Annotated in this window: 30 protein-coding genes; 5 read left to right on the top strand and 25 right to left on the bottom strand. The window is 51.7% G+C overall.

The window, feature by feature from the left end; all coding sequences use genetic code 11:
• Nucleotides 1-13 precede the first annotated feature (13 nt).
• Both GZH47_RS26760 and GZH47_RS26755 read left to right on the top strand, forming a co-directional pair.
• Nucleotides 14-718 carry a metal-dependent hydrolase gene (locus tag GZH47_RS26760; protein WP_162644034.1) on the top strand — a complete coding sequence of 235 codons (705 nt, stop codon included), beginning with the start codon at nt 14-16 and terminating at the stop codon, nt 716-718.
• Between the two features lie 169 nt (nt 719-887).
• Nucleotides 888-1301, top strand: coding sequence for a hypothetical protein (locus tag GZH47_RS26755; RefSeq protein ID WP_225446231.1), 414 nt, complete (start codon nt 888-890; stop codon nt 1299-1301).
• A 92-nt stretch (nt 1302-1393) separates the two neighbouring features.
• On the opposite strand, the gene GZH47_RS26750 is transcribed toward GZH47_RS26755, so the two are convergent.
• Complete coding sequence (locus GZH47_RS26750) at nt 1394-1648, bottom strand: VOC family protein (RefSeq protein WP_162637935.1); 255 nt, start codon at nt 1646-1648, stop codon at nt 1394-1396.
• A 221-nt stretch (nt 1649-1869) separates the two neighbouring features.
• Here GZH47_RS26750 and GZH47_RS26745 point away from each other — a divergent pair, with 221 nt between their 5' ends.
• Nucleotides 1870-2598, top strand: a complete 729-nt coding sequence (locus tag GZH47_RS26745; RefSeq protein ID WP_162644033.1) for a class I SAM-dependent methyltransferase — start codon at nt 1870-1872, stop codon at nt 2596-2598.
• A 478-nt stretch (nt 2599-3076) separates the two neighbouring features.
• Here GZH47_RS26745 and hisC read toward each other — a convergent pair whose 3' ends face one another.
• The 5 genes from hisC to GZH47_RS26720 all read right to left on the bottom strand — a co-directional run bounded on the left by hisC (nt 3077) and on the right by GZH47_RS26720 (nt 6805).
• Nucleotides 3077-4192 (bottom strand): histidinol-phosphate transaminase, encoded by a 1116-nt coding sequence (gene hisC / locus GZH47_RS26740; RefSeq protein ID WP_162644032.1) that lies wholly within the window; start codon nt 4190-4192, stop codon nt 3077-3079.
• A gap of 255 nt (nt 4193-4447) precedes the next feature.
• Nucleotides 4448-4885: an SRPBCC family protein gene (locus GZH47_RS26735; protein ID WP_162645459.1), complete on the bottom strand. Its 438-nt coding sequence runs from the start codon at nt 4883-4885 to the stop codon at nt 4448-4450.
• A 102-nt stretch (nt 4886-4987) separates the two neighbouring features.
• On the bottom strand, nt 4988-5434 hold the full coding sequence (locus GZH47_RS26730) for an SRPBCC family protein (RefSeq protein ID WP_318653386.1): 447 nt from the start codon (nt 5432-5434) through the stop codon (nt 4988-4990).
• 32 nt (nt 5435-5466) lie between these two features.
• Nucleotides 5467-5949, bottom strand: coding sequence for a MerR family transcriptional regulator (locus GZH47_RS26725; protein WP_162644031.1), 483 nt, complete (start codon nt 5947-5949; stop codon nt 5467-5469).
• A 184-nt stretch (nt 5950-6133) separates the two neighbouring features.
• Nucleotides 6134-6805, bottom strand: coding sequence for an O-methyltransferase (locus GZH47_RS26720; RefSeq protein ID WP_162644030.1), 672 nt, complete (start codon nt 6803-6805; stop codon nt 6134-6136).
• A gap of 149 nt (nt 6806-6954) precedes the next feature.
• Here GZH47_RS26720 and GZH47_RS26715 point away from each other — a divergent pair, with 149 nt between their 5' ends.
• A complete protein-coding gene (locus tag GZH47_RS26715; protein ID WP_162644029.1) occupies nt 6955-7845 on the top strand; it encodes a LysR family transcriptional regulator in 891 nt (296 codons plus the stop codon).
• A gap of 105 nt (nt 7846-7950) precedes the next feature.
• Here GZH47_RS26715 and GZH47_RS26710 read toward each other — a convergent pair whose 3' ends face one another.
• The 15 genes from GZH47_RS26710 to GZH47_RS26640 form a co-directional block, all read right to left on the bottom strand.
• Nucleotides 7951-8754, bottom strand: a complete 804-nt coding sequence (locus tag GZH47_RS26710) for a hypothetical protein (protein ID WP_162644028.1) — start codon at nt 8752-8754, stop codon at nt 7951-7953.
• 73 nt (nt 8755-8827) lie between these two features.
• Nucleotides 8828-9910, bottom strand: a complete 1083-nt coding sequence (locus GZH47_RS26705; protein WP_162644027.1) for a nucleotidyltransferase domain-containing protein — start codon at nt 9908-9910, stop codon at nt 8828-8830.
• A 158-nt stretch (nt 9911-10068) separates the two neighbouring features.
• Nucleotides 10069-10335 (bottom strand): CD3324 family protein, encoded by a 267-nt coding sequence (locus GZH47_RS26700; protein ID WP_162644026.1) that lies wholly within the window; start codon nt 10333-10335, stop codon nt 10069-10071.
• A gap of 230 nt (nt 10336-10565) precedes the next feature.
• A complete protein-coding gene (locus GZH47_RS26695) occupies nt 10566-10928 on the bottom strand; it encodes a VOC family protein (RefSeq protein WP_162644025.1) in 363 nt (120 codons plus the stop codon).
• A 93-nt stretch (nt 10929-11021) separates the two neighbouring features.
• Nucleotides 11022-11495, bottom strand: a complete 474-nt coding sequence (locus tag GZH47_RS26690) for an NUDIX domain-containing protein (RefSeq protein WP_162644024.1) — start codon at nt 11493-11495, stop codon at nt 11022-11024.
• A 23-nt stretch (nt 11496-11518) separates the two neighbouring features.
• Nucleotides 11519-11941 carry a hypothetical protein gene (locus GZH47_RS26685; protein WP_162644023.1) on the bottom strand — a complete coding sequence of 141 codons (423 nt, stop codon included), beginning with the start codon at nt 11939-11941 and terminating at the stop codon, nt 11519-11521.
• 44 nt (nt 11942-11985) lie between these two features.
• A complete protein-coding gene (locus tag GZH47_RS26680) occupies nt 11986-12933 on the bottom strand; it encodes a hypothetical protein (protein WP_162644022.1) in 948 nt (315 codons plus the stop codon).
• Between the two features lie 109 nt (nt 12934-13042).
• Nucleotides 13043-13579, bottom strand: a complete 537-nt coding sequence (locus GZH47_RS26675; protein WP_162644021.1) for a M23 family metallopeptidase — start codon at nt 13577-13579, stop codon at nt 13043-13045.
• A 16-nt stretch (nt 13580-13595) separates the two neighbouring features.
• A complete protein-coding gene (locus GZH47_RS26670; protein ID WP_162644020.1) occupies nt 13596-14039 on the bottom strand; it encodes a GNAT family N-acetyltransferase in 444 nt (147 codons plus the stop codon).
• Between the two features lie 15 nt (nt 14040-14054).
• Entirely contained in the window at nt 14055-14684 is a 630-nt protein-coding gene (locus tag GZH47_RS26665; protein ID WP_162644019.1) for a nucleoside/nucleotide kinase family protein, read from the bottom strand.
• 7 nt (nt 14685-14691) lie between these two features.
• The gene (locus GZH47_RS26660; RefSeq protein WP_162644018.1) at nt 14692-15144 is read right to left on the bottom strand and encodes a VOC family protein; all 453 of its coding nucleotides are present in this window, start codon (nt 15142-15144) and stop codon (nt 14692-14694) included.
• A gap of 40 nt (nt 15145-15184) precedes the next feature.
• Entirely contained in the window at nt 15185-15670 is a 486-nt protein-coding gene (locus GZH47_RS26655; protein ID WP_162644017.1) for a GNAT family N-acetyltransferase, read from the bottom strand.
• Between the two features lie 30 nt (nt 15671-15700).
• The gene (locus GZH47_RS26650; protein WP_162644016.1) at nt 15701-16303 is read right to left on the bottom strand and encodes a hypothetical protein; all 603 of its coding nucleotides are present in this window, start codon (nt 16301-16303) and stop codon (nt 15701-15703) included.
• 203 nt (nt 16304-16506) lie between these two features.
• The gene (locus GZH47_RS26645; protein ID WP_162644015.1) at nt 16507-17970 is read right to left on the bottom strand and encodes a hypothetical protein; all 1464 of its coding nucleotides are present in this window, start codon (nt 17968-17970) and stop codon (nt 16507-16509) included.
• A gap of 34 nt (nt 17971-18004) precedes the next feature.
• Entirely contained in the window at nt 18005-18811 is an 807-nt protein-coding gene (locus GZH47_RS26640) for a hypothetical protein (protein ID WP_162644014.1), read from the bottom strand.
• 228 nt (nt 18812-19039) lie between these two features.
• On the opposite strand from GZH47_RS26640, the gene GZH47_RS26635 reads away from it, so the two are divergent.
• Complete coding sequence (locus GZH47_RS26635; protein WP_162644013.1) at nt 19040-19939, top strand: SDR family oxidoreductase; 900 nt, start codon at nt 19040-19042, stop codon at nt 19937-19939.
• A 104-nt stretch (nt 19940-20043) separates the two neighbouring features.
• Here the strand turns inward: GZH47_RS26635 and GZH47_RS26630 are convergent, their stop codons facing one another.
• Genes GZH47_RS26630 through GZH47_RS26615 form a run of 4 tightly spaced genes read right to left on the bottom strand, consistent with a single transcriptional unit; the run spans nt 20044 to nt 24448 of the window.
• Nucleotides 20044-21495 (bottom strand): ABC transporter substrate-binding protein, encoded by a 1452-nt coding sequence (locus GZH47_RS26630; protein ID WP_162644012.1) that lies wholly within the window; start codon nt 21493-21495, stop codon nt 20044-20046.
• Nucleotides 21496-21520: 25 nt separating this feature from the next.
• Entirely contained in the window at nt 21521-22630 is a 1110-nt protein-coding gene (locus GZH47_RS26625) for an efflux RND transporter periplasmic adaptor subunit (RefSeq protein ID WP_162644011.1), read from the bottom strand.
• Nucleotides 22631-22676: 46 nt separating this feature from the next.
• Nucleotides 22677-23579, bottom strand: a complete 903-nt coding sequence (locus tag GZH47_RS26620; protein ID WP_162644010.1) for a carbohydrate ABC transporter permease — start codon at nt 23577-23579, stop codon at nt 22677-22679.
• Nucleotides 23576-24448: a carbohydrate ABC transporter permease gene (locus tag GZH47_RS26615; protein ID WP_162644009.1), complete on the bottom strand. Its 873-nt coding sequence runs from the start codon at nt 24446-24448 to the stop codon at nt 23576-23578. Before GZH47_RS26615 ends, GZH47_RS26620 begins: the two co-directional genes overlap by 4 nt.
• Between the last annotated feature and the right edge of the window lie 6 nt (nt 24449-24454).

The following is a 24454-nucleotide window of genomic DNA, read 5'->3' as shown; positions in this document are numbered from 1 at the left end:
GAGCACGATCACTGTGAAAATCAATTACCATGGCCATGCCTGCATTCAAATCCAAACAGGCGGCAAATCGCTCGTCATCGATCCATTCTTGAGCGGCAATCCCGTAGCCAAAATCAAACCGGAGGACATCAAAACCGATGCTATCCTGCTGACACATGCCCATATGGACCACATCCTGGACGCGGCGCCGCTCTCCATCGCCAACAACGACGCACCGGTTGTAGCTAACGTCGAGCTTGCAACGTACATGTCCTGGCAAGGCGTGAAGAACGCCGTCGGCATGAACATGGGCGGCACGTTCGATCTTGGCTTCGCCAAAGCGAAGATGGTCCAAGCGTTTCACAGCTCCGGCATCGTCATTGAAGAAACGAAACAAATTCTGTACGCGGGCATGCCTGCCGGCTTCCTCGTATTCGCCGAAGGTTTGACCATTCTGCACGCCGGCGACACGTCGCTGTACAGCGACATGAAGATGATCGGCGAACGCCACCCGATCGACGTCGTCTTCCTGCCGATCGGCGACCATTACACGATGGGACCGGAGGATGCGCTGCAAGCGGCAGAATGGTACAACGCGAAGCTGACCGTGCCGATTCACCACAGTACATTCCCGGGCATCGTGCAGGATGCGGAACAATTCGTGCGCAAGTTGGAAGAACGCGGCTTGAAAGGCAAAGTCGTGGTGCCCGGAGACGAGTTCGAAGTGGCTGGACGCTAGAGGCCGGACATTTGGCAGCATACGCAGGGCAAAAAGCCGGAAACGCTCGTTGGTTGAGCGTTTCCGGCTTTTATATATTCATTGACAGGTTTACCTTCATCAGCTAACATCATTTTCATACTCATCTAATTAGATATTTATCAAATTTTAAAATAAAGGGGTTTTATTTGTGACCACTGTCGGTATTTTAGGCGTTCTTCATGACGAATCATTGCGCCAGCGCTATCGTTTCGGCTTGGAGAGGATACGCGAGCTGATCTTGGAATTTCAACCAGATGCCATATGCGGAGAAGTGCTACCGAACAGTTGGCAGAAGTATAATGCGGACCCTAGTCAACGTGGCTACTGGGGCGAGCCTGCCAGTGAATATTGGGATTTGATTTTTCCGCTTTGCGATGAGCGGCACATTGATTTTGTTCCCATAGACTGGGTGGAGCTGGACGTGTGGCAAGCTTTCGACCCTTTCATCCGCTATAGTACGTCGCGCCAAACGGAGTTGAATGCCGAGCTGGAACAATGGTTCGAGCGGCAGTTGGATATGTCGTCATCTGATCATGATTCAACGCATCCAACACGCGATTGACGCCCGTCCCGGACAACGACTACTCTGCATTGTAGGTGCCGATCATAATCACGTCATCCACGAAAGCTTGACCGCAAGGAGCGATATCCGGGTTATCTATCCGTTGCAATCAGCTTGCGATTCCTAGCGATTCTTTTCGATGTATCCGCAATGCGCGTGCCGGTAAACTTTTCGAACATGGCTGCCGGGAAAAGCATCACATTCACATTATTGTCTCCGATCGTCAGACTCGCGTTATCCTCGCCATTCCCGGGTCCGTGACTGACCGAAAATCCGACTTCTTTGAAAAATGCGATGGACCTGTTAAGATCTTGAACGGGCAGATTAATCCAAATTTGTCCTGGCATCCTTGTTCCTCCCTAGGTTCGTTCTTGCTAACCGGATTCGACGTCCATCCATATTTTACCCATTCAACCTATCGCGGATCATTAAATTAGGGCTGTTGAACTTGATCCACCAAGTCGACAAGCTCGGATGCCATTAATTTATACTTTCCCAACGGATCCCTATTGCCATTGATATAATATACATACTGGTAGCAAGCTTAAATGAACGGGAGGAAGAAGAAATGAAAGACAAAGTCGTTCAAGCCTACGATAAACTCGCCCTGGATTACGAACTGCATGTCGACACGGAAAGCGGACATAATGCCTATTACGAACGGCCCGCAATGCTGAAGCTGATGCCGGAGGACATGAACGGGATGGCCGTTCTTGACGCCGGATGCGCGGCTGGCTGGTATACGGAGCAGTACATCCGGCGAGGCGCACAAGTGACGGCGATCGATATCAGTCCGGAAATGACGGCAGCTTGCAAGCGGCGCGTCGGCGATCAAGCGACCGTGATCACCTGTGATATGAGCGAACCGCTGCCATTCGGCGACGACAGCTTCGATAGGATTGCAAGCTCGCTTACTTTGCATTATATCGAGAATTGGACGCCGGTCTTCCGTGAATTTAGCCGCGTGTTGAAACCGGGGGGCAAATTCGTTTTTTCGGTCCATCACCCGTTTATGGACATGGGGCATTTGGACAAGCCGGACTATTTCAAGCAGCGATTACTGTCTGAAATCTGGAACAAGAAGGTGGCCGGACCGGTCGAGGTCACGTTCTTTCACCGTTCGCTGCAGGACATCGTGAATGTCACGGCATCGCATTTTATCATTGAGCAGATCATCGAGCCGCAGCCCGTTGCGGCATTCAAGCAGCTTCCAGAGGCGGCCGAATGGTTCTCGAAGTTTTACGAACGTCTATCGACGAATCCGCATTTTCTTATCGCAGATGTGCGAAAAGCCTAAGCGCGATCCTGCCGAATCGTCGACGAGCATGAAAAAGGCTGTCGAGACAACGGCTCGACAGCCCTGGTACGTACCTATGCGTTCTTGTTTCCATGTGACGCTAACATTGCGCTCGACACGTTGTCGCTCACGACACTTGCGACGGTCACTTGTTACGATTACCTGTTACGCTTTCGTGTGAATCAGGTTGTGCCCGGTACACTATATTCGCGGAAATCCGAACAATTCTCGGAGATCCGACCAATTCGGGTAATCTACTGTATCCAGTACACTACATTCGCTGAAAACCAGCTAATTCGAGTCATGTACTGTACCCAGTACACTACATTAGCAGAAATCCGACCCATTCGAGCAATGTACTGCACCCAGTACACTACATTCACGGAAATCCAGCTAATTCGAGTCATGTACTGCACCCAGTACATTACATCCACGGATACTCAAGCACCCTCGCTTCGTACGCTCACCCGTCTCGATACTAAACCAGTTCTTCCAGTGCCCGCAGGAAAATCTCGTTCTCCTCGCGCGTCCCCACCGAAATACGGAAATGGTTCGGGAAGCCCCAGCTCTTGGCGTAGCGGACAATAATGCCGCGTTCCAGCAGCTGCTGGTAAATGCGCTCGGCCTTCTCGCCGATCTCGACCAGCACGAAGTTGGACATGCTCTCCGTATAAGACATGGACAGTTTGCGGAAGCCTTGGTACAACTGCTCGCGGCCCTCTTCGTTCATCCGGCGCGATGCATCAATATGCGCATGATCATGCAGTGCCGCCGTTGCCGCCGCTTCTGCGAGCGCGTTGACGTTGAACGGCTCCTTCACTTTCAGGAGCGTGTTGACGACTGCCAACGGAGCGACGCCGAAGCCGACGCGGATGCCGGCAAGCCCGTATATCTTGGAAAACGTGTGCAGCGCGATGACCGGATACCCTTCCCGAATGAATTCGAGGCCGTCGCAATAGTCTTCAGCCGTCACGTAATGCCTGTACGCCACATCGATTACGACAAGCACGCGCTCGGGCAGACGGTCGAGGAACTTTCGCAGCTCGGCTTCCGGTAAATACGTGCCGGTCGGGTTGTTCGGCGAGCACAGGTAAACGATCTTCGTCTTCTCCGTTACGGCAGCCAGCAGATCGTCGGCCGCGTATTGGAAGCCTTCCGCCAGCGGCACTTTCACGATTGTACTCGCCATCAGGTTCGCGCCGAACGCGTACTCGCTGAACGTCGGATCAGGCACGATGATCTCATCTCCCTGCTCCAGGAAAGCTTGCGAGATCAGTACGATCAGCTCGTCCCCGCCATTCGTGACGAGAAAATTCTCGCTTGCAAGACCGAACTCCTCAGCGAGCGCATGCGTAAGCTTCGCCGACAAGCCGTCCGGATAGCGATGCAGCTCCCCCAGCCGCTCTTGAATCGCTTGCAGCGCCTTCGGCGACGGGCCGAGCGAATTCTCGTTCGATGCCAGCTTGACGACGCGGTCCAAGCCGTATTCCTGTTGAACCTCCCAGATCGGTTTTCCGGGCGTGTACGGTTTGATGTTGTCCAGCGCTTGTCTAGCTTTGACTTGCAAGGTTGTGTTTTCCCCAATTTGCGTCATGCTTGTTCCTCTCCATCCATCTTGAAATCTTGAATGCTCTTCCCCGGTGAAGCTTGTCCTGTTTCCGCATGGCCGGCAAGCTAGGAAATGCTTCCCTGCGACATGCCATTCTCCATGTTATAGCGCAAAATGCATGCCGATAGCAAGAGGGCAGGCAAAAAGGCCGACCCGCAAGCAATAGGAATTGCTTTGCAAGTACAGCCTCTATACCTTCGCGGTTCAGCCTCATTCACGCCGCAGCTTCATCCCATGCACTTAAACCAGCTTCATCACGACTTCCGTCAGTTTGTCCAAATTTTGTTCGTTTCCCGGAGCGGCATAGCCTTTGACTTGTTCGAAGACGGCAGCCTCCTCGAATTGTTGTCGGAAGATGATGCCCGTCTTGCCGTCCAACTCCTCGAACAGCGCTGTAAGGGTGAAAACTGGAGCAACAATGTGTTTGATGACGATCCTTTCAGGGCTGACAATCTCAACGAACACATTGCTGTTCGGGTAATCGGTGCCATCCGGGCCATGCATGACGAATGTCCATGCGCCTCCAGGCCTCGGATCGAACTCGTTGAACGTATTCGTGAATCCCCGCGGTCCCCACCATTGCGCCAGCAGCTCCGGATTCGTCCAAGCCCCGAACACCAGCTCTCTCTTCGCATCGATCACGCGAGCGGCTACCAATTCGTTCACTCCAGCCTCCATGTAACTCAGTTGTTGACGTGTCACATTCATCCCTGCTTTCAATCGCTAATTATCAAGCCGCGCATAAATGTTCATAATTTGTGCTAACTCTTATGTAGCCCGTTATTCCGAAAACAATTTCCCAAGCATATCCAGCATGATGCCGGTGCCATGCTCGCGCATCGCCGGCGTGTCATGTCCGTCAAGGAACGCGCCCGACTCCGTAAAAACAAGCTTCGTCCCCTCGTCCGTCGGCTGGAATTCAATCGTCGCAACGGAGACCGATACCCGGTTGCCATTCATGTCGAGCGAGTACGAGTATACGATACGTTCATCGGCTACGATTTCTTGGTAATGCGCTTCGAAGCTGACCGTCGTGCCGTCCGGAAACGTATCCCGGTTGACTTCCCGTCCCCCAGTGCGAAATTCGAATACTTCGGACTTCGCGAACCATTTGGCCTTCGTCTCCGCATTCGACCAAGCGGCGAATACTCGCTCGGGGTTCGCGCCATTATATACGCGTTCGACTGTAAATACGGCATGTTCGACTTTACGCTGCATCGTCATCATTTGTTCCTCCTCTATGTTTTGCATCCTTCATCCTATTCTTCCTGCTCGTCCGAGAGAAACTCGCCGAGCCTGTCGAGACTGCTCTCCCAGCTCTTCTTGCGCTCGAAAAAGAACTTCTCATGGCTTCGCTTCATCGTTTGCAGCAACCCCGTAAAATCATCGACGGACAAGCTTTCCTTCGCCTGCATCAGGCTCGAGACATGCTCCAGTTCGCCAAGCAGTTTCTGCTGCACGCGAATCGTTTCCTTCACCCGCGCCATCTGCTGCGCAACGATATCCGCGGGACTGTATTCGCCGCCTGAGAGCACCGCGCGCACCTCGTCGAGCGACAAATTCAATTCTTTCAACGCCAGAATTTGATGCAACCGGGCAATGTCCCTTTCATCGTACAGCCGGTGCCCCGAATCCGAGAATGCCGACGGCGAGAACAATCCGATATTATCGTAGAAGCGCAGCGTCCGTACCGTAAGTCCGGTCAGCTTCGCAAGCTCGCCTACTTTCCAAGTCCGCTTCATAACCATCTCCTTTCGATTGCGCTCGTATTTACCGGTACCTTTACTATAAAACATGACGTTACGTCAGGATCAAGCATAAATCCCGTTTTGCGCGAAAATTTTTTCGCGCGCAGCCGCGCCAGCTAAAATGCCTCCGGTTGTGCTTCGACATAGCACGCACGGGGGCATTCGCAAGGCAGGCTAATCAACCATTTACAATACCGATCATGAACCCGTCGTATCCTTTGCTCCCGACGGTTTGGATCGCGGTCGCCGAGATGCGTGGCTCCGCGGCGAGCATGTCGTAGAATGTCCGGATGCCTTGAACCCGGGGATCCGTGCTGTGGCGATTGATAATCTCTCCATCGCGAACGACATTGTCACCGACGATGACCGTGCCGGGATGCGAGAAGCGCAGTGCCCATTGCAGGTAGGCGGGATTGCTCGGCTTATCCGCGTCGATGAAGATCAAGTCGAACGGTTCGGTCCCCTCTTCCTCCAGCTTTGCCAATTGCTCGAGCGCCACCCCTACCCGGATCTCGACCAGGCGACTCAATCCGGCAAGCGCAATATTGGCCTGAGCGACCTGCGCATGCTTCGGGTCCAGCTCCAAGGTGACTAGCTTTCCGTCTGCAGGCAGCGCCTTTCCCATCCAGATCGTGCTGTAGCCGCCGAGCGTTCCGATTTCCAGAATCCGCTTAGCGTTCGTCATCCGGGCGAGCAGCTGAAGCAGTTTCCCTTGGCTTGCCGAAACATCGATCGGAGGCAGCTCCTCCCGTTGGTTCGCAGCCATTACCTGCTCCAGAACGTCGTCCCGCGGAATGAGACGCTCCGTCATATAATTGTCGACAAGGCTCCAAGTCGTGTTTGCATGCATGTTTGCCCATCTCCTCGAATTGAATTTGGTCTGGCTTACAATTCAATTGTAGAAGAATTAGAATGATAAATATAATATATCTTTCAGATAAACTCATATACTGAATGTATGATAAGAATGATAAATCATCCTATAAGGAGCACAGCCCCATGAACTTGCATGCCCTCCGTCTCTTTCACGAAATCGCATCCACCGGCAGCGTAACCCGCGCATCCGAGCTGCTGAACATCAGCCAGCCGGCCATCACCGCTCAAATCAAGAAGTTCGAGAAGGAGCTGTCCTTCCCGCTGCTGCAGCCAAGCGGCAGAGGAATCGCGCTGACGGATGCCGGCATTCAACTGGCAGCGCTGGCCAAGCGATTATTCGCGGTGGAACAGCAGATCGAGCAGTTCTGCACGGAATATCGCAGCGGTACGAATGGCCATATCCGCATTGCCGCCACCTATTTGCCAGCGCAGTTTCTCATCCCGGCCTGGATCGCCAAGTTCAAGCAGCGCTTCGAGCTTGTGGAAATGACGATCACGACGACCAACTCGACCGATGCGGTCAAACTGCTGCTCGGCATGGAAGCAGATATCGCCGTATATGGCGGACTATCGGAAGAATATCCGGATACGATTCAATCCGAACAGCTGTTTCAGGACGAGCTATGGTTCGTCGTCGCGCCGAGCCATCCCTTCGCGGGCAAGCAGGTTTCACTGCGCGACATGATGAACGAGCCGTTCGTCATGCGCGAAGAAGGCAGCTCGACGCGCGAGCGGCTGCTCGCATTGTGCCGGACCTATAACGCGCCAATGCCGCGGATCGCCCTGCAATTCAATGGCCTGCACGAAGCGATAACGGCCGTCATCGCGGGATACGGCGCCAATTTCGTCTCGTCGCTGGTCGTACGCGAGCACGTCGAGCGCGGCGAACTGTGCCGCGTGTTCGTGGAAGGGATTCGGCTGCAGAACACGATTGCCATCTGCACCCGCAGGAACGAACCGCTGTCCGCCGCGGCCGCGAACCTCGTCGCGCTCATTCGCCAGGAGCATGAATAGTCATGCTGCGTCTGCGTCATTTTATAGAGACCGTACCAAAAAAGGCTGCCCCACCGCCGACTTCGGCTTTTGGGACAACCCGCTCCATAAAAATATGCGACATTATTATACAAGTGCAGCAGCCTGGATGCGCTGAAGTTCCTGCTCCCGCTCCGCCGGCGACATGCGCGGGCAGGTAAAGCATTTCGTTCCGCCCTCGCGGCGATCGTATTGGCAGCAGCCGGACTTCATGGGCCACTGTTCGCCAGCCTGATACGGATTATCGACGTATCGGGGTTTCCATTGGAACGGATTCCGTTTCCGGTTAAACGCTTCCGCCTCGATCGCCTCGGACAGGAGCTGGAAATGATGATCGAATCGAGCTTTAAATTCGGCCGGAAGCTCCATCTTCCGTACGAAATCCTTAACATACCCCGCATTGCCGCCGAACTGCGCCCAAATGATCTCCGGCTTCATATCCGCCGCCTCGGCGATCGCTTCCACGGCTGGCGTTACATCCTCCACCATGAACCGTTCCCAGTCCGCCTTGACGAATGCGTCGCCCGACTCGGCAGGAATATCCCGTGTCAGCACCTCATTGATTCGATAGCCGAAATGCGGATGACCGTGTCCTTCCTCGTAATCAATCTGGAAGGATAGATTGGTAAGCGGCAGATCGAGCACTTTGCCGTACATGGCCATGAAGATCAGCTTCGTTACGCATAGGTTGCACAGCGACGTCCCGATGAAGGAACCCGCCAGCAGCCTGTCAGTCGCCTGCACGATCGCGCCTGCTTTATCCATCATTTCTTGCAATCTCTCAATCCGATAGAAGTCGACCGCCGGCATTTCGTCCAGCACATGTTCAACGCCTTCCGGCGAAATATGTAAATAGGTTTTCACCAAAGAAAAATCATACGCTGTCGTCACCCGTTATCGCCCCACCCCTATGATAATGATTATCATTTCCGTTTATTCTATCATATGGGGACCGGGTGCACAATTAATCCTTCAAATATTCCGCATATAATTGCTCGAAGGTATCGAACCTTTCTACCTTTCTGCCAACCCTGGCATATTCAGCCGCATATTCGTCCATCATGCCAAGAAACCGGGCTTTGAATACTTGTAAATCGTTCGCTTCAAAGTACTGCATCAAATCAAACTTCTTCGTTCCCTTGTCCGCAGTCATCTCATCAAGGAAGCTTTGAGCACCCATCGCCGCAAAGAAAGTATACGACTTGTCGTTCATCTCTACGCTGTTCAAGACTTTATTCCGACAGTTGCACCATAATTCTTCGTAGGTTCCCCTCAGATTATCATAGGATGGAACGGGTTTCGTAATGAAGCGCTCGCACATGCTGCCGTGCAATTGCGAGACGCTTTTTAATAGCTGCAGCGATGCATTTCGGATGTCTTCCACAGTCTGCGCATGGATGACGGACATATATAAGGATTCCATCTGCTCCGGAACATACTCACATTGGAGGATTTGTTCCAGATATCTCTTGATTCCCCGCTTGATGCACGTGTTATTCATGCTGACCAAGGCATTGATCAGATGATACAGAACGCCGGCAGAAGCATTGCGCACCGAACCGATATCGTCGGCCAGCATTGTGTTGGCGTAATCTTGCTTTGCGAGGTCAATCCATTTTCGAGCGCGATTCAGGCAATCCGCGCCGATGGGCTGCGCAAGCGCATCAAGCGCTTGTTGTCTGTAGGCATTGAACTTCTCCAAATACGCCGGCTTCGCGCAATAGAGAATCTCGAGCTCGGTTAGACTCGATACGCCGGGGCTTTCCAAGCTTGCCTGCGCCTGTATTCGGGTATCCCACGGCGTGCAATACAGGTCATAACCTACGTCATCCAAAATAAAACAATAGGAGATCTCCCACCCCCGGTCGGTATTATTAATGATGATCAGATCGAGATCGCTCTTCTCATGAAAGTCCCCGGTGCGGAAAGAACCCGTAAGCCCTATGATTGCGATATCGTCAGGAAAATCTCGCTTCGCGCGTTCAATCACCATTTGGATCAGACGTTCGTTCTTATCCATCAGCTTGCTCTTCATCTCTGCGTTCATAAGCTGCACCCTTTCGTTGTACCGTTCTAAACACGCCTATGCATCTATCTCTAGTTATAGACGGAAAAGCATCTCGGCTGCTAGGTAAACGTCGATTTAGCTCATCTTATACACAAAAATCCGCTAAACCGTCATTTGACACCGTTTAGCGGATCGGATTAGTCCTTTTTATAAACGATTTTCTTAATGCTTTCATAGGACAAGAAGTATCGCGCGGACAATTCACTCATGCCGGCTCCATTTCGGTACGACGCTTTGATTTCAGCGTTTCGGGCAGCGACTCTGCTTTTGCTGTCCGTGTTTTCGCCCCATTTTCGGTGAACCTCTTTGGGCCTTGGTATATAAACCAATTCGCCTTGCACGTATTGTTGAATGATCTGCAGCAATTCCTCCGGGAAAATATGCTCCGCTTTTGTATATTTCACTTGCTTCACCCCTTATTTAATCGTTCAATAAGGTGCAAAGCCAGGTTGAAGAAAATGATCCATGAATGGCAACGAGTGTCGAGTTACTCCTAGCCTCTATGCAAAGCATCTGCCATTTCTTCCACTGGCTTTGCATAGAGCTGAGCATGTAAGAATCCTACTCCGATTGTTTTCACGAGTCTCACCTCCGATAACCGCATTTTTATAATGACGACTGACGATAGACTAGCCTATATACTACAAGCCATCAGTATATTCCCATCAGGATCTTGAAAGTTTATCGTTTCATCATCTTTGTCCACGATTTCAATGGCGTTCTCTGCAAAAAACCGCTCAGCCTGGTTAAGATCAGGTGTCGGCAGGCTGCATAATACATGACGCGAAGGAGTTACTTCATCGCTTCGAACAAGGAAGATATTCGCGCCATTTTCAAGTTGGAAAATATGAATATCAGATCTCTCGGTTTGCGGTGCAGGTATGCCGAGCAACTTACTATACCATGCAATCGAACGACTTAAGTCCTTCACATGAACGAATACGGCCGGAACGCCGCCGACTACAGGACTTTTGGTTACGGATTGTTGTTCAGACACTGCCAACACTCCCCATCTAATGGAATTTACTTCCTAATCCTTAGGGTACCCGGGCTTGTTTAAAAAGACTAGTATTATTTATCTACGAAGTCCTTATTCCAGACCAAATCCTTCACTGGGCCTGTTTACATAGGGATTATGCGATTCTTCCGTTACAACGTCCCAGAAATCGGAATGTTTGATGACTTCTGGATAGACTTTCTCCATCGTCATGATTTCTTCTCGGTCTTTAAAAGCCACATCCATGATCTTTTGTTCGCTCGCTTGCAATTCCGGATCATGGCCGATTATCGGTTCTTCGTCCGTACGTTCTGCCAGGAAGTAATGGATATATCCGATTTGACCCCGTTCGTTTTTGCTTTCTTCCACCCAAACTAATTTCTTTATCGTAATGTCCAGCCCGGTTTCTTCTTTCACTTCCCGAATGGCGGCATCTCGGCTAAATTCACCTTCTTCGATCCTGCCGCCAGGGACGATCCAGTAGAATCCATCGGATTTCGTATGTCGGGTCTGAATGAGCAATACACGATCCTGTTTATCCATTACAATTACGCGGACAACTGGCATGACGGTCACCTGCCTCTTTGTTTTTAGGGTCCTTGCTTAGGCAGCGTTTCTATTAGCTTTTTGATATACGCATAATCGATTTGCTGTCCTTTCGCGCGATAGAAAAAGCCTTTATATCGAACCGTGTTCGCAGCGTTAATGATTAACTTTTTAATGGCCTTCCCTTTGTTGTTATAGATCGTCGTTTTGTAGCTATAGCCCGTATAGGTAAACGCCCATTTCCCTTTCTGGAAAGTAATCTCGTTCAGATTATGAACGATATGTTGGATCGCTTCTTTATCTGCAATTTCAGTCTGATAACCCGTGTTGCCGTCAAAAACAGTAATTCGGGAGACTTGCCCCGGCTTGATCGTGACGATTTTACGGGGTACATATGTCATTCCATAGATCAAGATGAACACGACAATAATTCCAATACCGATTACGTATGCTTTAGGTCGCTTCATCTCATCCCCCTATTGCGAAAACCAGATTTCCCGCCGCGAACGGTTTACTTCAAATAGTTCTCAATAAATTCAAACGCATGATCCGGCTGTTCGGAGGTGCTGCCAATCCCCGCAATAAATTCGTTGCCGACGACGGGAAGCTGCTTAAGCAGCGGACTTCCAGAGATGTCGACCCCGTAGACATGCTCCTCGAGCCCGTCTTCCGTCTTCGCCTTCAGCTTCAGCTCCGGTTTGAGACCCGGACCTAGTTTAGCGGCATCTGCGCCTTCGAGCGGAATCAAGGCATAGTACCCCGCCATCCTGATGAAGCTCGCTTTATCCATGATATAAACGTCAGACTTGCTCTTTAGCATAACCCCCAAGGTATTCTCAAGATATAGTTCTTCCAAGCCAGTCTTTATTTTCGCAGGCATGTATAAGAAGTTAGCCTTCACGTTCGTCCATTGCGGGAAACTTGACCTGATATCGGCTTCCAGCGGCTTCATGTCGCTGACACTGGGCACCTTTAATGTGAGGATATTGTTCTCGATCGCTTGAACTTTGAATTCGATGTTCGTATAAGTACCTTCTCTGCTCGTATACTCGCCGAAGATGGCCACGCTTAAATCGACAGGCGGCAGCTTCGCGAGCTCGGCCATGTCGTGACGGCGGTCAAAGTAGTTTTTAGTTCCGAAAATAAGGATGCAAATAATGACGATGACGGAAAAGATTGCGCTGATAACAGGAAGTTTATTATTCCGGTTCAATTTGCGGTAAACGGCGGAGCTAAACCTCTTCAACCAATGCTGCCCGTAATACTCCAAAAGCGTGTTGTACGCCGGAGTAATCTCTTCCAAACTAAAGGGCTCCTCGTCTGTGTGCCCCGATTCCTTGCGCTGCCGACTGGCGCGCTCCCGCCGGGTTAATATGTAATACCGATTCTCGACTTCTTTCCTCGATGCGCCTTCCGCCAGGCCGAGTACCTCGTAAGCCTTCTTCAGTTCATCATCCATATCGGATCAACCTTCTTCTTCAGTAGGTTTGATACTATTATTAGCTTTTGAACCTAGTCACCATATCGCTTGGATCTTTGCCAGGACTTGGCTGCCCACCTTATGGGTGCTACTTATAATATCGTCCTTCCCCATACGCGCTGAATTGTTTCCCCATCAGAGATAAATCAAATCTGACCTGTAAAGGAACATTGTTTCTCCATGCTCCGATATGCAAATGCGGATGCCTAGAAAACCCGTTATTGCCTACTTTCGCGACAACTTGTCCGGCTTTCACTTGTTCGCCCTTTTCAACGCATACATCCATAATATGAGCATATAGCACATGCGTTTCATCGCAATTATGGGTAAAATGAATAGCGCTTGCTCTACTTTGTTCGAAATGGCCAGGCTTATTGGTGGTTGGATTGACGTAAATGTCCGCTACAATGCCGTCAAAAGGAGCTAGTACGTCTGCCCCCCATCCGTACCAATCTTCATTCTGGGTGCCATCTCCCTTATAGGCTCTCATCCAGCCATCAACGAATTTATGGATCACGCAATCAACCCCAACAGCATCGCCTAAGGAAGTTAATTGTCCTTCAGGATGTTCGAAGCAATAATACGCATGATCGTATACGGGATGGATGACGATTTCTTTTACCATGATCGGCATCCCTCGCTCATCGGGTCCACGCATACTTAATATCATCCAGCTGCTCTTCGTTCTCATTGCCTCTGGCCACGATCCGGAATCCGTTTCGCTCATAGAATCGCTGCGCTTTCTTGTTCACCTCAAACGTGTACAAAAACAGTTTGCCGTCCGATTGCTGTTTCGCGAGGTCCAGCAGCTTCTTTCCTATTCCCTTCCCTTGATGCTGCGTATGAATGTATAGCTGATTCACCCAATTCTCGTTGCAAGCGAGTATGCCCGCGACTTGCTTCCCTGAACGTTCAATAGCGAGATACACCTTATTGCTGTTGGTCAAAATGTGATTCAGAAAATAAACATGGTCTTCAACAGAATGGATCGCTGGCTGCCCAATCGCTTGTTCCTTGCTCGCTCTCCACATCGTAACCGTTTGCAACGCATAAGATGGGTCGTAGTCGATAATGGCATAGTCCATCTGAACTCAACTCCCTTATAGGTTCGTTATTGAAGTCACCAGCTCCTCGACCAGCCGTTCCTTAGGATGAAGTCCGTCAAGGATTAACTCCGATGTTTCCTTGAGCTTCTCTTGCAGCCATTTAATGGCCATTCCTTCTCCGTCGTGAAAGCCTTTTACATAGTTCAATACATAATCCAGCCTTGATTCGGCGGGTTCAATCCTATAATCGTAGGTAAGATTACGAATCACTCTTCGACAGAGAGCGATTTCAAGCGGAAGATCAATGCAAACAACAGTATGGATTAGTTCATCCATGCCCTCCCTCAATCGGCCGAAAGGCTCTTCAACAAGAATATATTTGGCCGGTTGCAATTTACGGTTCCAAGGATCGATTATTTCATGACCTTGCCGCAGAGCCTTAAGGTCGGCAACGAATTTATCATTCTTAATCTCTTTCCTGACTACATCCATCGGATCAGCGATTTCTCCGGTAACAATCCTTTGGTACACGTCTGCAGGATCGGGAGAAATTAACGTGGATTGATAGGCATCGAAATAAAAACTAACGGAATCGTCGAGCACTTCAACCGTGCGTTCCATTAATGAACTTTTCCCCGCCCCGGAAGGCCCGCAAATACAGATGATCTTGGATAAAGGATTCATGTTGTTCTCATATCTTAACGGACTGCTCAAACTCTTCTTTGAAACCATCCTTCGGATCCCAAATGGACCACGCTGCTTCTAATAAATTCCCCTCATTATCTCGGAAGTAGAAATACTTCGCTTCTCCTGCACCAAGCGTTTGAATATCTTCTACCTCAAGGCCTTTATCTTTCAGTGATCGGTGCGTGCCCTCAATATCGGGACAATTCATAGCCATGATAGGAAAAGGCTTACCGTTTCTTGTGATTTCTAAAGGATGATTATCACTTGTTTCAATGAGCAGTAATGAGATCGCGTTCAGGTGCGGATGTTGCAATACAGCAATGTAAGAACCGCGGTCTTGGAACTTATTGATTAATTTGAACGCCAGGTTATCTGTATACCAAGCTATTGATGCACCCAGCTGCGTTGTAGGAACATACACATAGCCAATGCGTGTAAATGCAAAATCCGGACTCATTGCAAACACTCCTTCGTTTATAATTGCGCTCCGCTCTTGCTTATAGCTTTTGATTTGTAAATTCTTGTGCAGGTCCCTTATTATCTTTTCTTCTTGATTCTATGAAGCTATCATTCGTGTAGCCTTGGATAACTTTTCTCCAGAAGAGCTGTGCAGGTACATTCCAATCGAATTCACTGACTCTCCATTTTCCTTCATACAGGTTGAACGCCATCGTCGCTGCTTCCTTGCCAATACGCTTCCCTCTGAATTTCCGTAAAACAAAAAAATGATTTAAATAATACATGTTCTCGTCATTTAAATATCTAATTACAATACACCCTGCCAATAGCCCTTCAACCCTAATGAAAAACAATCTATAATCCGGGTTTTCATACCAGCTTTTACAATCTAGATCTTGTAGATATTGTCCTCCCTCGCCGATGTTCGCTCCGCTCCATTCAGATAGATCATACGCAGCAAGCTCGAAGAGATTCTTCAACGTATTCAATCCGCCTTCAGTAACTTTCTCTAATGCTACAGCCAAATTTTTCACTTCCTTAAAGTCATCTTGCTCTTAATATAAGCCCCACCCGCTAAATTCTTCAGAGAACCCGATAATAACTTCTAGTTCATCGGGTATATATTCGCGATCTAAATAATAAGCCGTCAACCTCGCATGACCTTCCAATACGACAACTCGCGAATTCTCGTTCATCGATACAAGTATGAGTCTTGGAAATATTTTACCATTCTTGTGCGCAAAGTTGATATCTATAAATCCCTGATTGCTCACCCCGAAGACTTCCATGCCGTTCATGATATTCTCCGCCGCCGCCAGAGGAAGTCTAGTACCGCCTGAAAGTTCGTTCCAATAGCTATAATCGATGTACATGACCTCGTCTAGATCCTGCTTCTCGAAGACCGCTTTGTACCACTTAACTTCTGCAGGAAAATTCTCGAACAAATCTGTATTGCGACCGAACCCTCTTGTCTGGCCCAGCAGATTTCGTCTCTTACGGTTCTCGGCCTGATCATTTAAATTAGGTTTATGCAGCAAAGTGATATCGTGGTCGCCAAGCGCATGCAATATGCCAGCCTTATATCTTTGCGAATCGCATTCTGCGAATAAGAACTCTGCAATGACTTCATCTTCTTGAACTTGGTTACCTATTTTCACTGTTCCATCCCCCCTTATCCATACAATAACACCGAAACCAAAGTTATCCAGGCCTCATTTCATCAAAAGGTTCGTTCCAGGCCCTGAACCTCTCTCCCGCACGTTTCTAAATACAAAAAAAAGAGCGCGTATGCCTATTTCAGCTATACACGCTCTCTGTTGTTCAACCCTTCAACAAGCCTGCAAGGCAGCTTGCTGCTCCATTACTCCGTAATCTCGAAACCCATGCGGATCGCCGGAATCGCCGAGCCCGGATGGTCTGCTCCGTACGTAAGCTGAGGGGCTACGTATACGTCCGGATTCGCTTGCTTGCCCCGATAGAGACCTGGATACAAATCGATGATATGGTAGCCTGGCTGCCCGGAAGCGATGACGGTAAACGTGACTGTTCCTTGGCTATTGAAGCCGCACATATAACCCATATAGGCGTTATCGTAGTCCAGATAGTACGCATTGTCATATTCCGTCCAGCCGACGCCTTTGATCTGAATCGTGATTTCCGTGCCCGCAGGACCCGAAGACGGCGTCATCTTGACAATCGAAGGCGTGATTGCCAATTGCGCTTCCGCGTAGGTTTCGCCGCCGACTTTGATCTCGATCAGATGCGGTACGCCGCCGAGGTCATCGGGAACCGGGAAGTCGTAGCTCAAGCTGCCGTTCTTGTCCGTTTGAGCCGTTCCGAGCGGTTTGATCTTCTCGGCGAAGCCGTTGCCGGATACGCGGCTTCCTTCCATCGTATGCCAGACCAGATCGACCTTCTTGCTTGCAGGCATGCCGCTCGCCTTCAGCGTAACGAGTTCCCCGACTTGGCCCGATGTACGGCTGAGCGATGCAGTTACACCAGTCTTATGCTTAAGGGCCGGCAAAACCACGCCGCCTCCCGCCGCTTTCGGCTGTGCCTCCACTTCGTTCTGCTTCAACGGCGCTTCGTCCGTAACTTTAAACGTAAAGCTCGGAACGGGCAGATACGCCGTCGGCGCTTCCGTGTAGTTCATATACGGCATGCCCAGGTAGCCATGGAAGATCGTAATGGTATGCGTTCCGGCCGGGCCTGCGGCGCGAAGCTTGGCTGTTGCTGTGCCGTTCGTCGACACGGCCGATAGCAGCCCGGTCATCTTGTTGTCATACGTCAACTGCCAGTTGCTCTCCATCGTCGCATAGCTGATGCCTTCGGCTTGAACGGTAATTTCCGTTCCGACCGGGCCGGATTCGGGAGAGAGATGGAACGTTGGCGCAATGAACAAGCTGTTCTGCGCGACGACTTGGTTATTCTGCCTCACGTACACGGTGTGGTCGCCGCCGAAGCCTTTCGGAACCGCGAAGCTTCCGATCCAGTTCCCGGATTGATCGGCCGTGCCGGTCGCCAGTACAGGAATCTCGCGTTTATACTCAGGACCGATGAACGTGTAGACGCCTTCGATCTTGTAACTGCCTTTATACGTTTCCCAGAGCAGCTTCGCGGGAGCGCCGGGTTTCAAACCTTCGACCGTAAAATGAATGGTCGCGCCTATGGTGCCCTGACTCTCCACGAAGTTGATGGATGGCGGCTTTGGAGCCGAAACCTTCTCTTCGGCGGAGGCAGCCGTCAGCATGAAGGAAGATATAAACAGGATGCATAAGCTAAGCAAAATGGCTGGTTTGCGCAAGAAAATATGTTTCGGCTTCAATGTGGATGCCTCTTTCCCCTATGACGGATTGGATTTATTTTGCCGGAGCTGCTTCCGAGGCCGGAGCGCTGTCTGCCGGTTCTGTAGCAGCAGGCGCATTGCTTTCAGGCGCTACGATCGTTACCAACGAAGGCATAACGTTGAATGGCTGGTATTGGCCTTTCATCGTAGCCGTCGACGCCGTGACATAATAATTCAACGTGCCTTTAGGCGTTTTGTCGGTAACCGTGTACTTCGCGGTCCAGAACTGTTCCGCATTCGGTGCGCCTGGCGGATGCGTGCCAAGCGTCATGTCCAGCACATCGCCCGTGGACAGATGCAATTGGAGCTTCGCGTCCGCGGCAATTTGCCCCGTAATCGGATTGATCGCTTTCATCCGGAATACGATCGCATCGCCTACGGTAAAGCGGTTTTGCAGTACGCAGCCCGCGTTGGACGATACCGTATCGCCGTACACGAGAAGCTTGGAAGCGAAATTCACTTGGGCCGTATGCGTCTTGCCGTCCCATGTCAGGCTGTTTGCGCCGGAAACGCTAACCAGATCCTTGATGTACGCGGCCGGAACGCCGCCGGTAACGACGACTTTGATGTCTTTGCCGTTCACAGTCGCCTTTTGTGTTTTACTATCGTAGGTGTAGGAAATGCCCGTCGCTGTGCTAAAGCTCTTGAGGTCGACGTAAATTTTGCCCCCGTTGTAATGTACGGCTGTCGCGGACAATGCCGCGCCGTTCACTTTCACCGTTACGTCCGCACTGTTAGCCGATACGACGGCCGGTACGGAGACGATGACTGCCGCAGCCAATAATAATGAAGCTGCGCTTTTTTTAAATCCTTTTCTCAATGTAATACCCTCCCGATTTATAGTAATAAGTACCCGGAACCTAAGCCCATGGAACCAGGCCCCATTTCAAAATAATGGTATCACAAGGTTTTTTTACTATCCATACATATTTTGGAGATTTTTAAAGAAATAATTTAAGCCGCAAAGGTCTTCTCCCCTCCAGGCGAATAACACTTCCCGCCCCTAGGTGAATATCTTGAATCAGTTCATGAAACTGGAGGCTCGAACATGATTCCTGGATATCCGTACTACAGTCAAGAAACGAAGTGCAAACAGGTGCCGGTCACCTTTCCGCCGCAGCATCAAGACAGGCAGCCCGGCCTGGAATATCTCATGGTTCCCGTACCGATCTCGGATAATCCGGCCTATAAGGGAAGCGGCAAACTATCCGGCAAAATCGCGGTCATAACAGGCGGCGACAGCGGAATCGGCCGCGCCGTCTCGATCGCATTCGCCAAAGAAGGCGCGGATGTCGCCATCGTCTACCTGTACGAGCGCGAGGATGCGACTGCGACCAAGCACATGGTCGAGAAGTATGGACGCCGATGCCTCTTGATCGAGGGCGACCTGCGGCAGCCGGCATTTTCCGCCGAAATCGTCCAGCGAACGGTGGATTTCTACGGCAAGCTCGATACGCTGGTGCTGAATCAAGGCGTTCAATTCCCGCAGAAGAGCATCCTGGACATTACCGATGAACAGCTGGAGGATACGTACCGCACGAACATTTTCCCTCATTTCTATCTGACGAAAGCCGCACTGCCCCATCTGAAGCCGGGGAGCACGATTATTAGCACCGCTTCCGTTACCGCCTACGCGGGAGCCCCGCTGCTCGTCGACTATTCATCCACGAAAGGCGCCATCGTTTCCTTCACCCGCTCCTTGTCGCTGCAATTGGTTGACTGCGGCATTCGCGTGAACGCCGTGGCGCCCGGTCCGACCTGGACCCCGCTCATCGTATCCAGCTATTCGGCCGAGTACGTGAAAACGTTCGGGCTGGAAACGCCCATGAAGCGGGCGGGCCAGCCGTTCGAGCTGGCTCCTACCTATGTCTACTTGGCTTCCGACGATTCGTCGTTCGTGACGGGCCAAGTGCTGCACGTCAACGGCGGTGTCATGACGGAAACTTGATCTCAACAGCGCTGGAAACGGAGCAGCTCCCTGATCGGCGTTCGATTCAGGGAGCTGCTGTTGTTTACTGGATTAAAGGCCGATTCATCAAGCGGCATGCTTGGCTATTCGTTCAAATAAGTATCGATCCGGTTAGCCGCAGCCTTGGCGACCGCTTCCGACGACTTGCTGCCAGCGAAGTAAGCGGCAGCTTCTTCCTTGATCATGCCGATTACCTTATCGTCCTTGCGCTGATATTTGCCTACAGTTGGAAGGAGCTGCAGCACGGAGTCAATCTGTTCCGGCGTAATCGTCAGCGAACGCTCGGGGCCGTTCTTGTCCTTGATCATCATTTTCACTTTGCCGCTCTTCTGCATCTCGACGAATTGCTCCAATTTCTCCTTTGCCGCAGCCTGATTCACAGGGAACGCCATCATGGACGGCGCAGCCTGAATCTCCTTGGAAAGCAGGAATTTTACGAACTCCCATGCAGCGGGCTTTACTTTGGAACGGGCATTCAAGGCGAAGGCGAGGTCGGAGGTAAACGGAAGCCCTTCGTCTTCCCCGGTTCCCGGCGGATTCAGAACGACAGCTTCGCCGTTCTCCTGCGCGGACGGCAGCGAGGCCAGCTCCATCGGCTGCGACATGCTCATCTTCGAGAAGACCTGCTGCATTCTCCCGAGATCATCGGCCGATACGGCCCCGCTGTCGTACAGCTTCTTCACCTGCTCCAAATAGACGCGGAATGCTTCTTCGTCGAACGACGATTGATTGCCATCCTTCGAGACAAGCTTGCCGTAGACGGTCTCCGTCAAAAAGCCCATCAAGTCTTCTGGCTTCTGCCCTCCCAATACGAGCGGACTCTCGCCGTTCGCGCTGGCCTGCTTCGAGATTTTCTCGCAGAGCGCGATGAATTGCTCCCAGTTCCACGTTTTATCGTCAACGCCGCCTGCATCTTGAATGGCGGACTTATTCCCCATTAATACTTCGAGCGTATACCCCACCGGAATCGCGTACCAGCCCGTGCTCCCCGTCATGCCCTTCAGAACCTTTTCGTAGTAATCCGCGCTGTTAAAGCTCTTGTCCTTGCCCGCCAGCTCGCTCCAATCCGCAAACATCCCTTTATCCAAGTAGCGGTCCACAGGAAGGTAGCCGACCGAGATCAGATCCGAGCCTTTCCCGGACATCAGCGCGGCACCGACGGCGTTGACGTATTTATCGACGTCGCCTGCAGGCGGGCCGTCGTCGCCCGGACCGGCTCTTCGTATCATTTGTTTCCCGCTCGTATCCGTTGGTACTGTCTCTTGAACTTCGATGTCGATATTCGGGTGAGACTGCTCGAACCGGGATACCGCATCCTCCAGGAAGCGGTCTTCGGTGAATACCGATACCGTGACGGTTTGCTTGGCGTCCGCGTCTTGCTGCGCAGAATTCGACGTATCCGATGGATTGGCCGTATTCGCCGTATCCGTAGCTGTATTCGTATTGTTGTCGCCCGAGCTGCAGGCAGTCAACAGGGAACCGAGCAGCAGCGCGGAAGCTGCCGCCGACTGCCATCGAACCGATTTGTTTTCCATTCTAATCATGCCTCCCATAGTCTACTTATTCTAATCGGACACGGTCGCCGTCACTGAGCGGCTCGCTCGTATCCGTAACGATCCGTTCTTCGGGCATGAGCCCACTTTGGATGACGACGGTATCGTCGCTTGCATCCCCCGTCTCCACATACGTCTTCTTCACAAAATAAGACGAGCCGAGCGGGCCTTCCTTAACGGTCACCGTAAACACGTATGCCCCGCTGTCGTCGGCTTTCAACGCGGTTACCGGTATTTTGAAACCTGGCTTGCCGCTCTCTTGCTCGATATAGACCGTTGCCTTCAAACCGGGCGACAATCCGGTACCGACGATGTCGATCGTAATCGTCTTGGCATCCGAGCCGGCCTCATCCCCCGAAGCTGCCCCCTGCTCCGACGCGCTCTCGATACCCGAGATCTTCCCCGTCAGCGGATCGAATCCTTCGCCGTCGATGACCACTTCGGCTTCACGGCCAATTTGCAAGGCGGATGCAGCATCGCCCGATGCCGGAATCTCCACCTGGTAACCCGAAGTATCGCTGGCTAATACGCACACCTGCTGACCAGGGGACACCGTGATGCCTGCTTCGGCGGATAGTGTCGTAACCACGCCATCGAACGGCGCGCGAAGCACCCGTCCATCGTGAATTTGCTTCTCCAGATCATTGATTTGCCGGCTGGCGATTTCCATTTCCAGCTGTTGCGCTTCGATGTCCTTCTTCTGTTTCCCGATCGTATCCGAGTCGGCACCTTCACGGAGCAGCGGCTTCAGGCCGATGAGCAGCTGTGACAACTTGATCTGCTGCTGCTTGTAACGGGTCTTGTCGTCCTCCAGCGTCCGTTCTGTTTCGGCCGGATCGAAAGTAAGAAGCGGATCGCCTTTCTTGACGCGCTCTCCTTTCTTCACATGGACATCGGTTACTTTCCAATTGCCGAGCGGCGTCAGCGGCGCTGAATACGCGGGCTCCAAGTAAGCCTCCTCGGTGATGCTCAGGTCCAGACTGCCCATCGACGGCTCCTCCACCGCTACTTTCGGGAGTGCCATCGTTTGAATTGTCGTGGACAAATAGGTCAACAGCAGCAAGGCTAGGACAAAAAGGCCGATTGCCCAGCGAAGCATTCTTTTGCGCCGTTCCATCTCGTTCTTCCTCCTCTCCGCTGCGAATGTCGATGTTGCAGCTAATCTAGCCTTTGACCCCGGAACGCTGAATGCCGGCGACCAGCTGATCTTCGCCGTATAGAAACAGCAGTACCATCGGAGCCATGTACAGCGCCGATGACGCGAACGCCACACCGCGCTCGCCTTCGGCGATCCGGGCCAAATAAACGGATAACGGTTGACGGAACGGCTCGGACAGGAAGAGCAGCGGCTGCTCGACCATGTTCCAGTTGTCGGCGAAGACGAGCAGTATCAGCGCGGTCATGCCCGGCTTGACGATGGGCAGCACGATATGGATAAAAGCGCGGAAATGTCCAGCACCGTCGATACGCGCCGCTTCCAAGTACGCATCTGGTATGCCTGTCGTAAATTGACGCATTAAGAATACGCCGAATGCGGCGAACACCCCGGGCCAGATGATGGCTCCGTATGAATTCAGCAGCCCCAGCTTGTCAGCCACGAGATAATTAGGCACCAGCGTCACTTGAAACGGCATGAGCATCGTTAACAAATAGAAGAAGAACAGCTTGTCCCTGCCCGGAAAGACCAGCTTCGCAAATGCATAGCCCGCCAACGTTCCGACCGCCGTCTGGCCGAGAAGGATGGGAACCGTCAACTTAACGGAATTCCAGAACAGCATCAGAAACTTCGAGCTGAAAATCAGCACGTTGGCGAACGGCTTCAGCGTTACCTGTTCCGGTATCCAGCGAATCGTCACGTGAATCGTCGGCATCGCCGCGGCATCCTCTCCCGTCTCCTTATCGTCCAGAACGCCATAATGATGCGTGATTTCCCTCTCTGACATAAATGCATTGGACAGGGTCAACGCGATCGGAAACAGGACCAATGCGGCGAACATGAACAGGAGCAGCAGCTTGACGGAAACGGCAGCGTTATTCGCAGCAGCCTTATTCGTTCCTGCGCTCATCCCTGCACCTCCCCGAATCGGCGCTCGGCCCGGAACAGCCCATATACGACAGTGCCGATGACGAATGCCAGCAATACGGCGGCAGAAGTCAGTTTCGGATAGTCCAGACTTTGAAATTGGTTGTTCATGAAATGCTGCAGCGTATAAATCGCATCATTCGGATAGGCGCCGGCAACCAGGTACGTCTCCCGGAACACTTTGAAGGAACTGACGACCGACATGACAACGACGAAGAACGATACGGGCACCAGGCCCGGCCAGACGATCGACCGAAACTGCCGCCAGCGCCCGGCGCCGTCAATCGATGCCGCTTCCCGCAGCTCTGCCGGAATATTGGCGAGTCCGGCCAAGAATAGAACCAGGTTGTAACCGATGTTCTTCCATACATATACGACTAGCATCACGTCGAACGACCAACGGCTGTTCATCCAATCGACGGGCTGCATTCCCCATCTGGCCGCAAGTCCGTTGATTGCCCCGTCCCAGTGAAACATCGCTTGCCAGACGAGCGCGATCGACGCGACGGGTACGACGAGCGGCAGAAGAAACAACGTACGAAAGGTCCGTCGCAACGGCACCGCTCCGTTCAACAGCAAGCCGAGTGCGAGCGACGCCGCGAATAAGAGCGGAACGCTGACGCTTGCGAAGACGAGCGAATTGCCGAATGCTTTGCGAAACGATGCGCTTGCCCATAGCTGCCGGTAATTGTCCAATCCGACGAAATGGCCTTGCACCGGCGTGTCGACGAGCGAGTAATACGCTGCCGCCCCGAACGGGATGACGTAGAACAGCATGAAGCCCGCGAAGCTTGGCCCCAGGAAAGCCAGCACGGCAACCGCCTCCCGAAAGCACGAGCGAAGCCTGGGCATGGTAAA

Source organism: Paenibacillus rhizovicinus, assembly GCF_010365285.1.
GTDB lineage: Bacteria > Bacillota > Bacilli > Paenibacillales > Paenibacillaceae > Paenibacillus_Z > Paenibacillus_Z rhizovicinus.
This window is presented reverse-complemented; position numbering and strand designations above follow the sequence as displayed.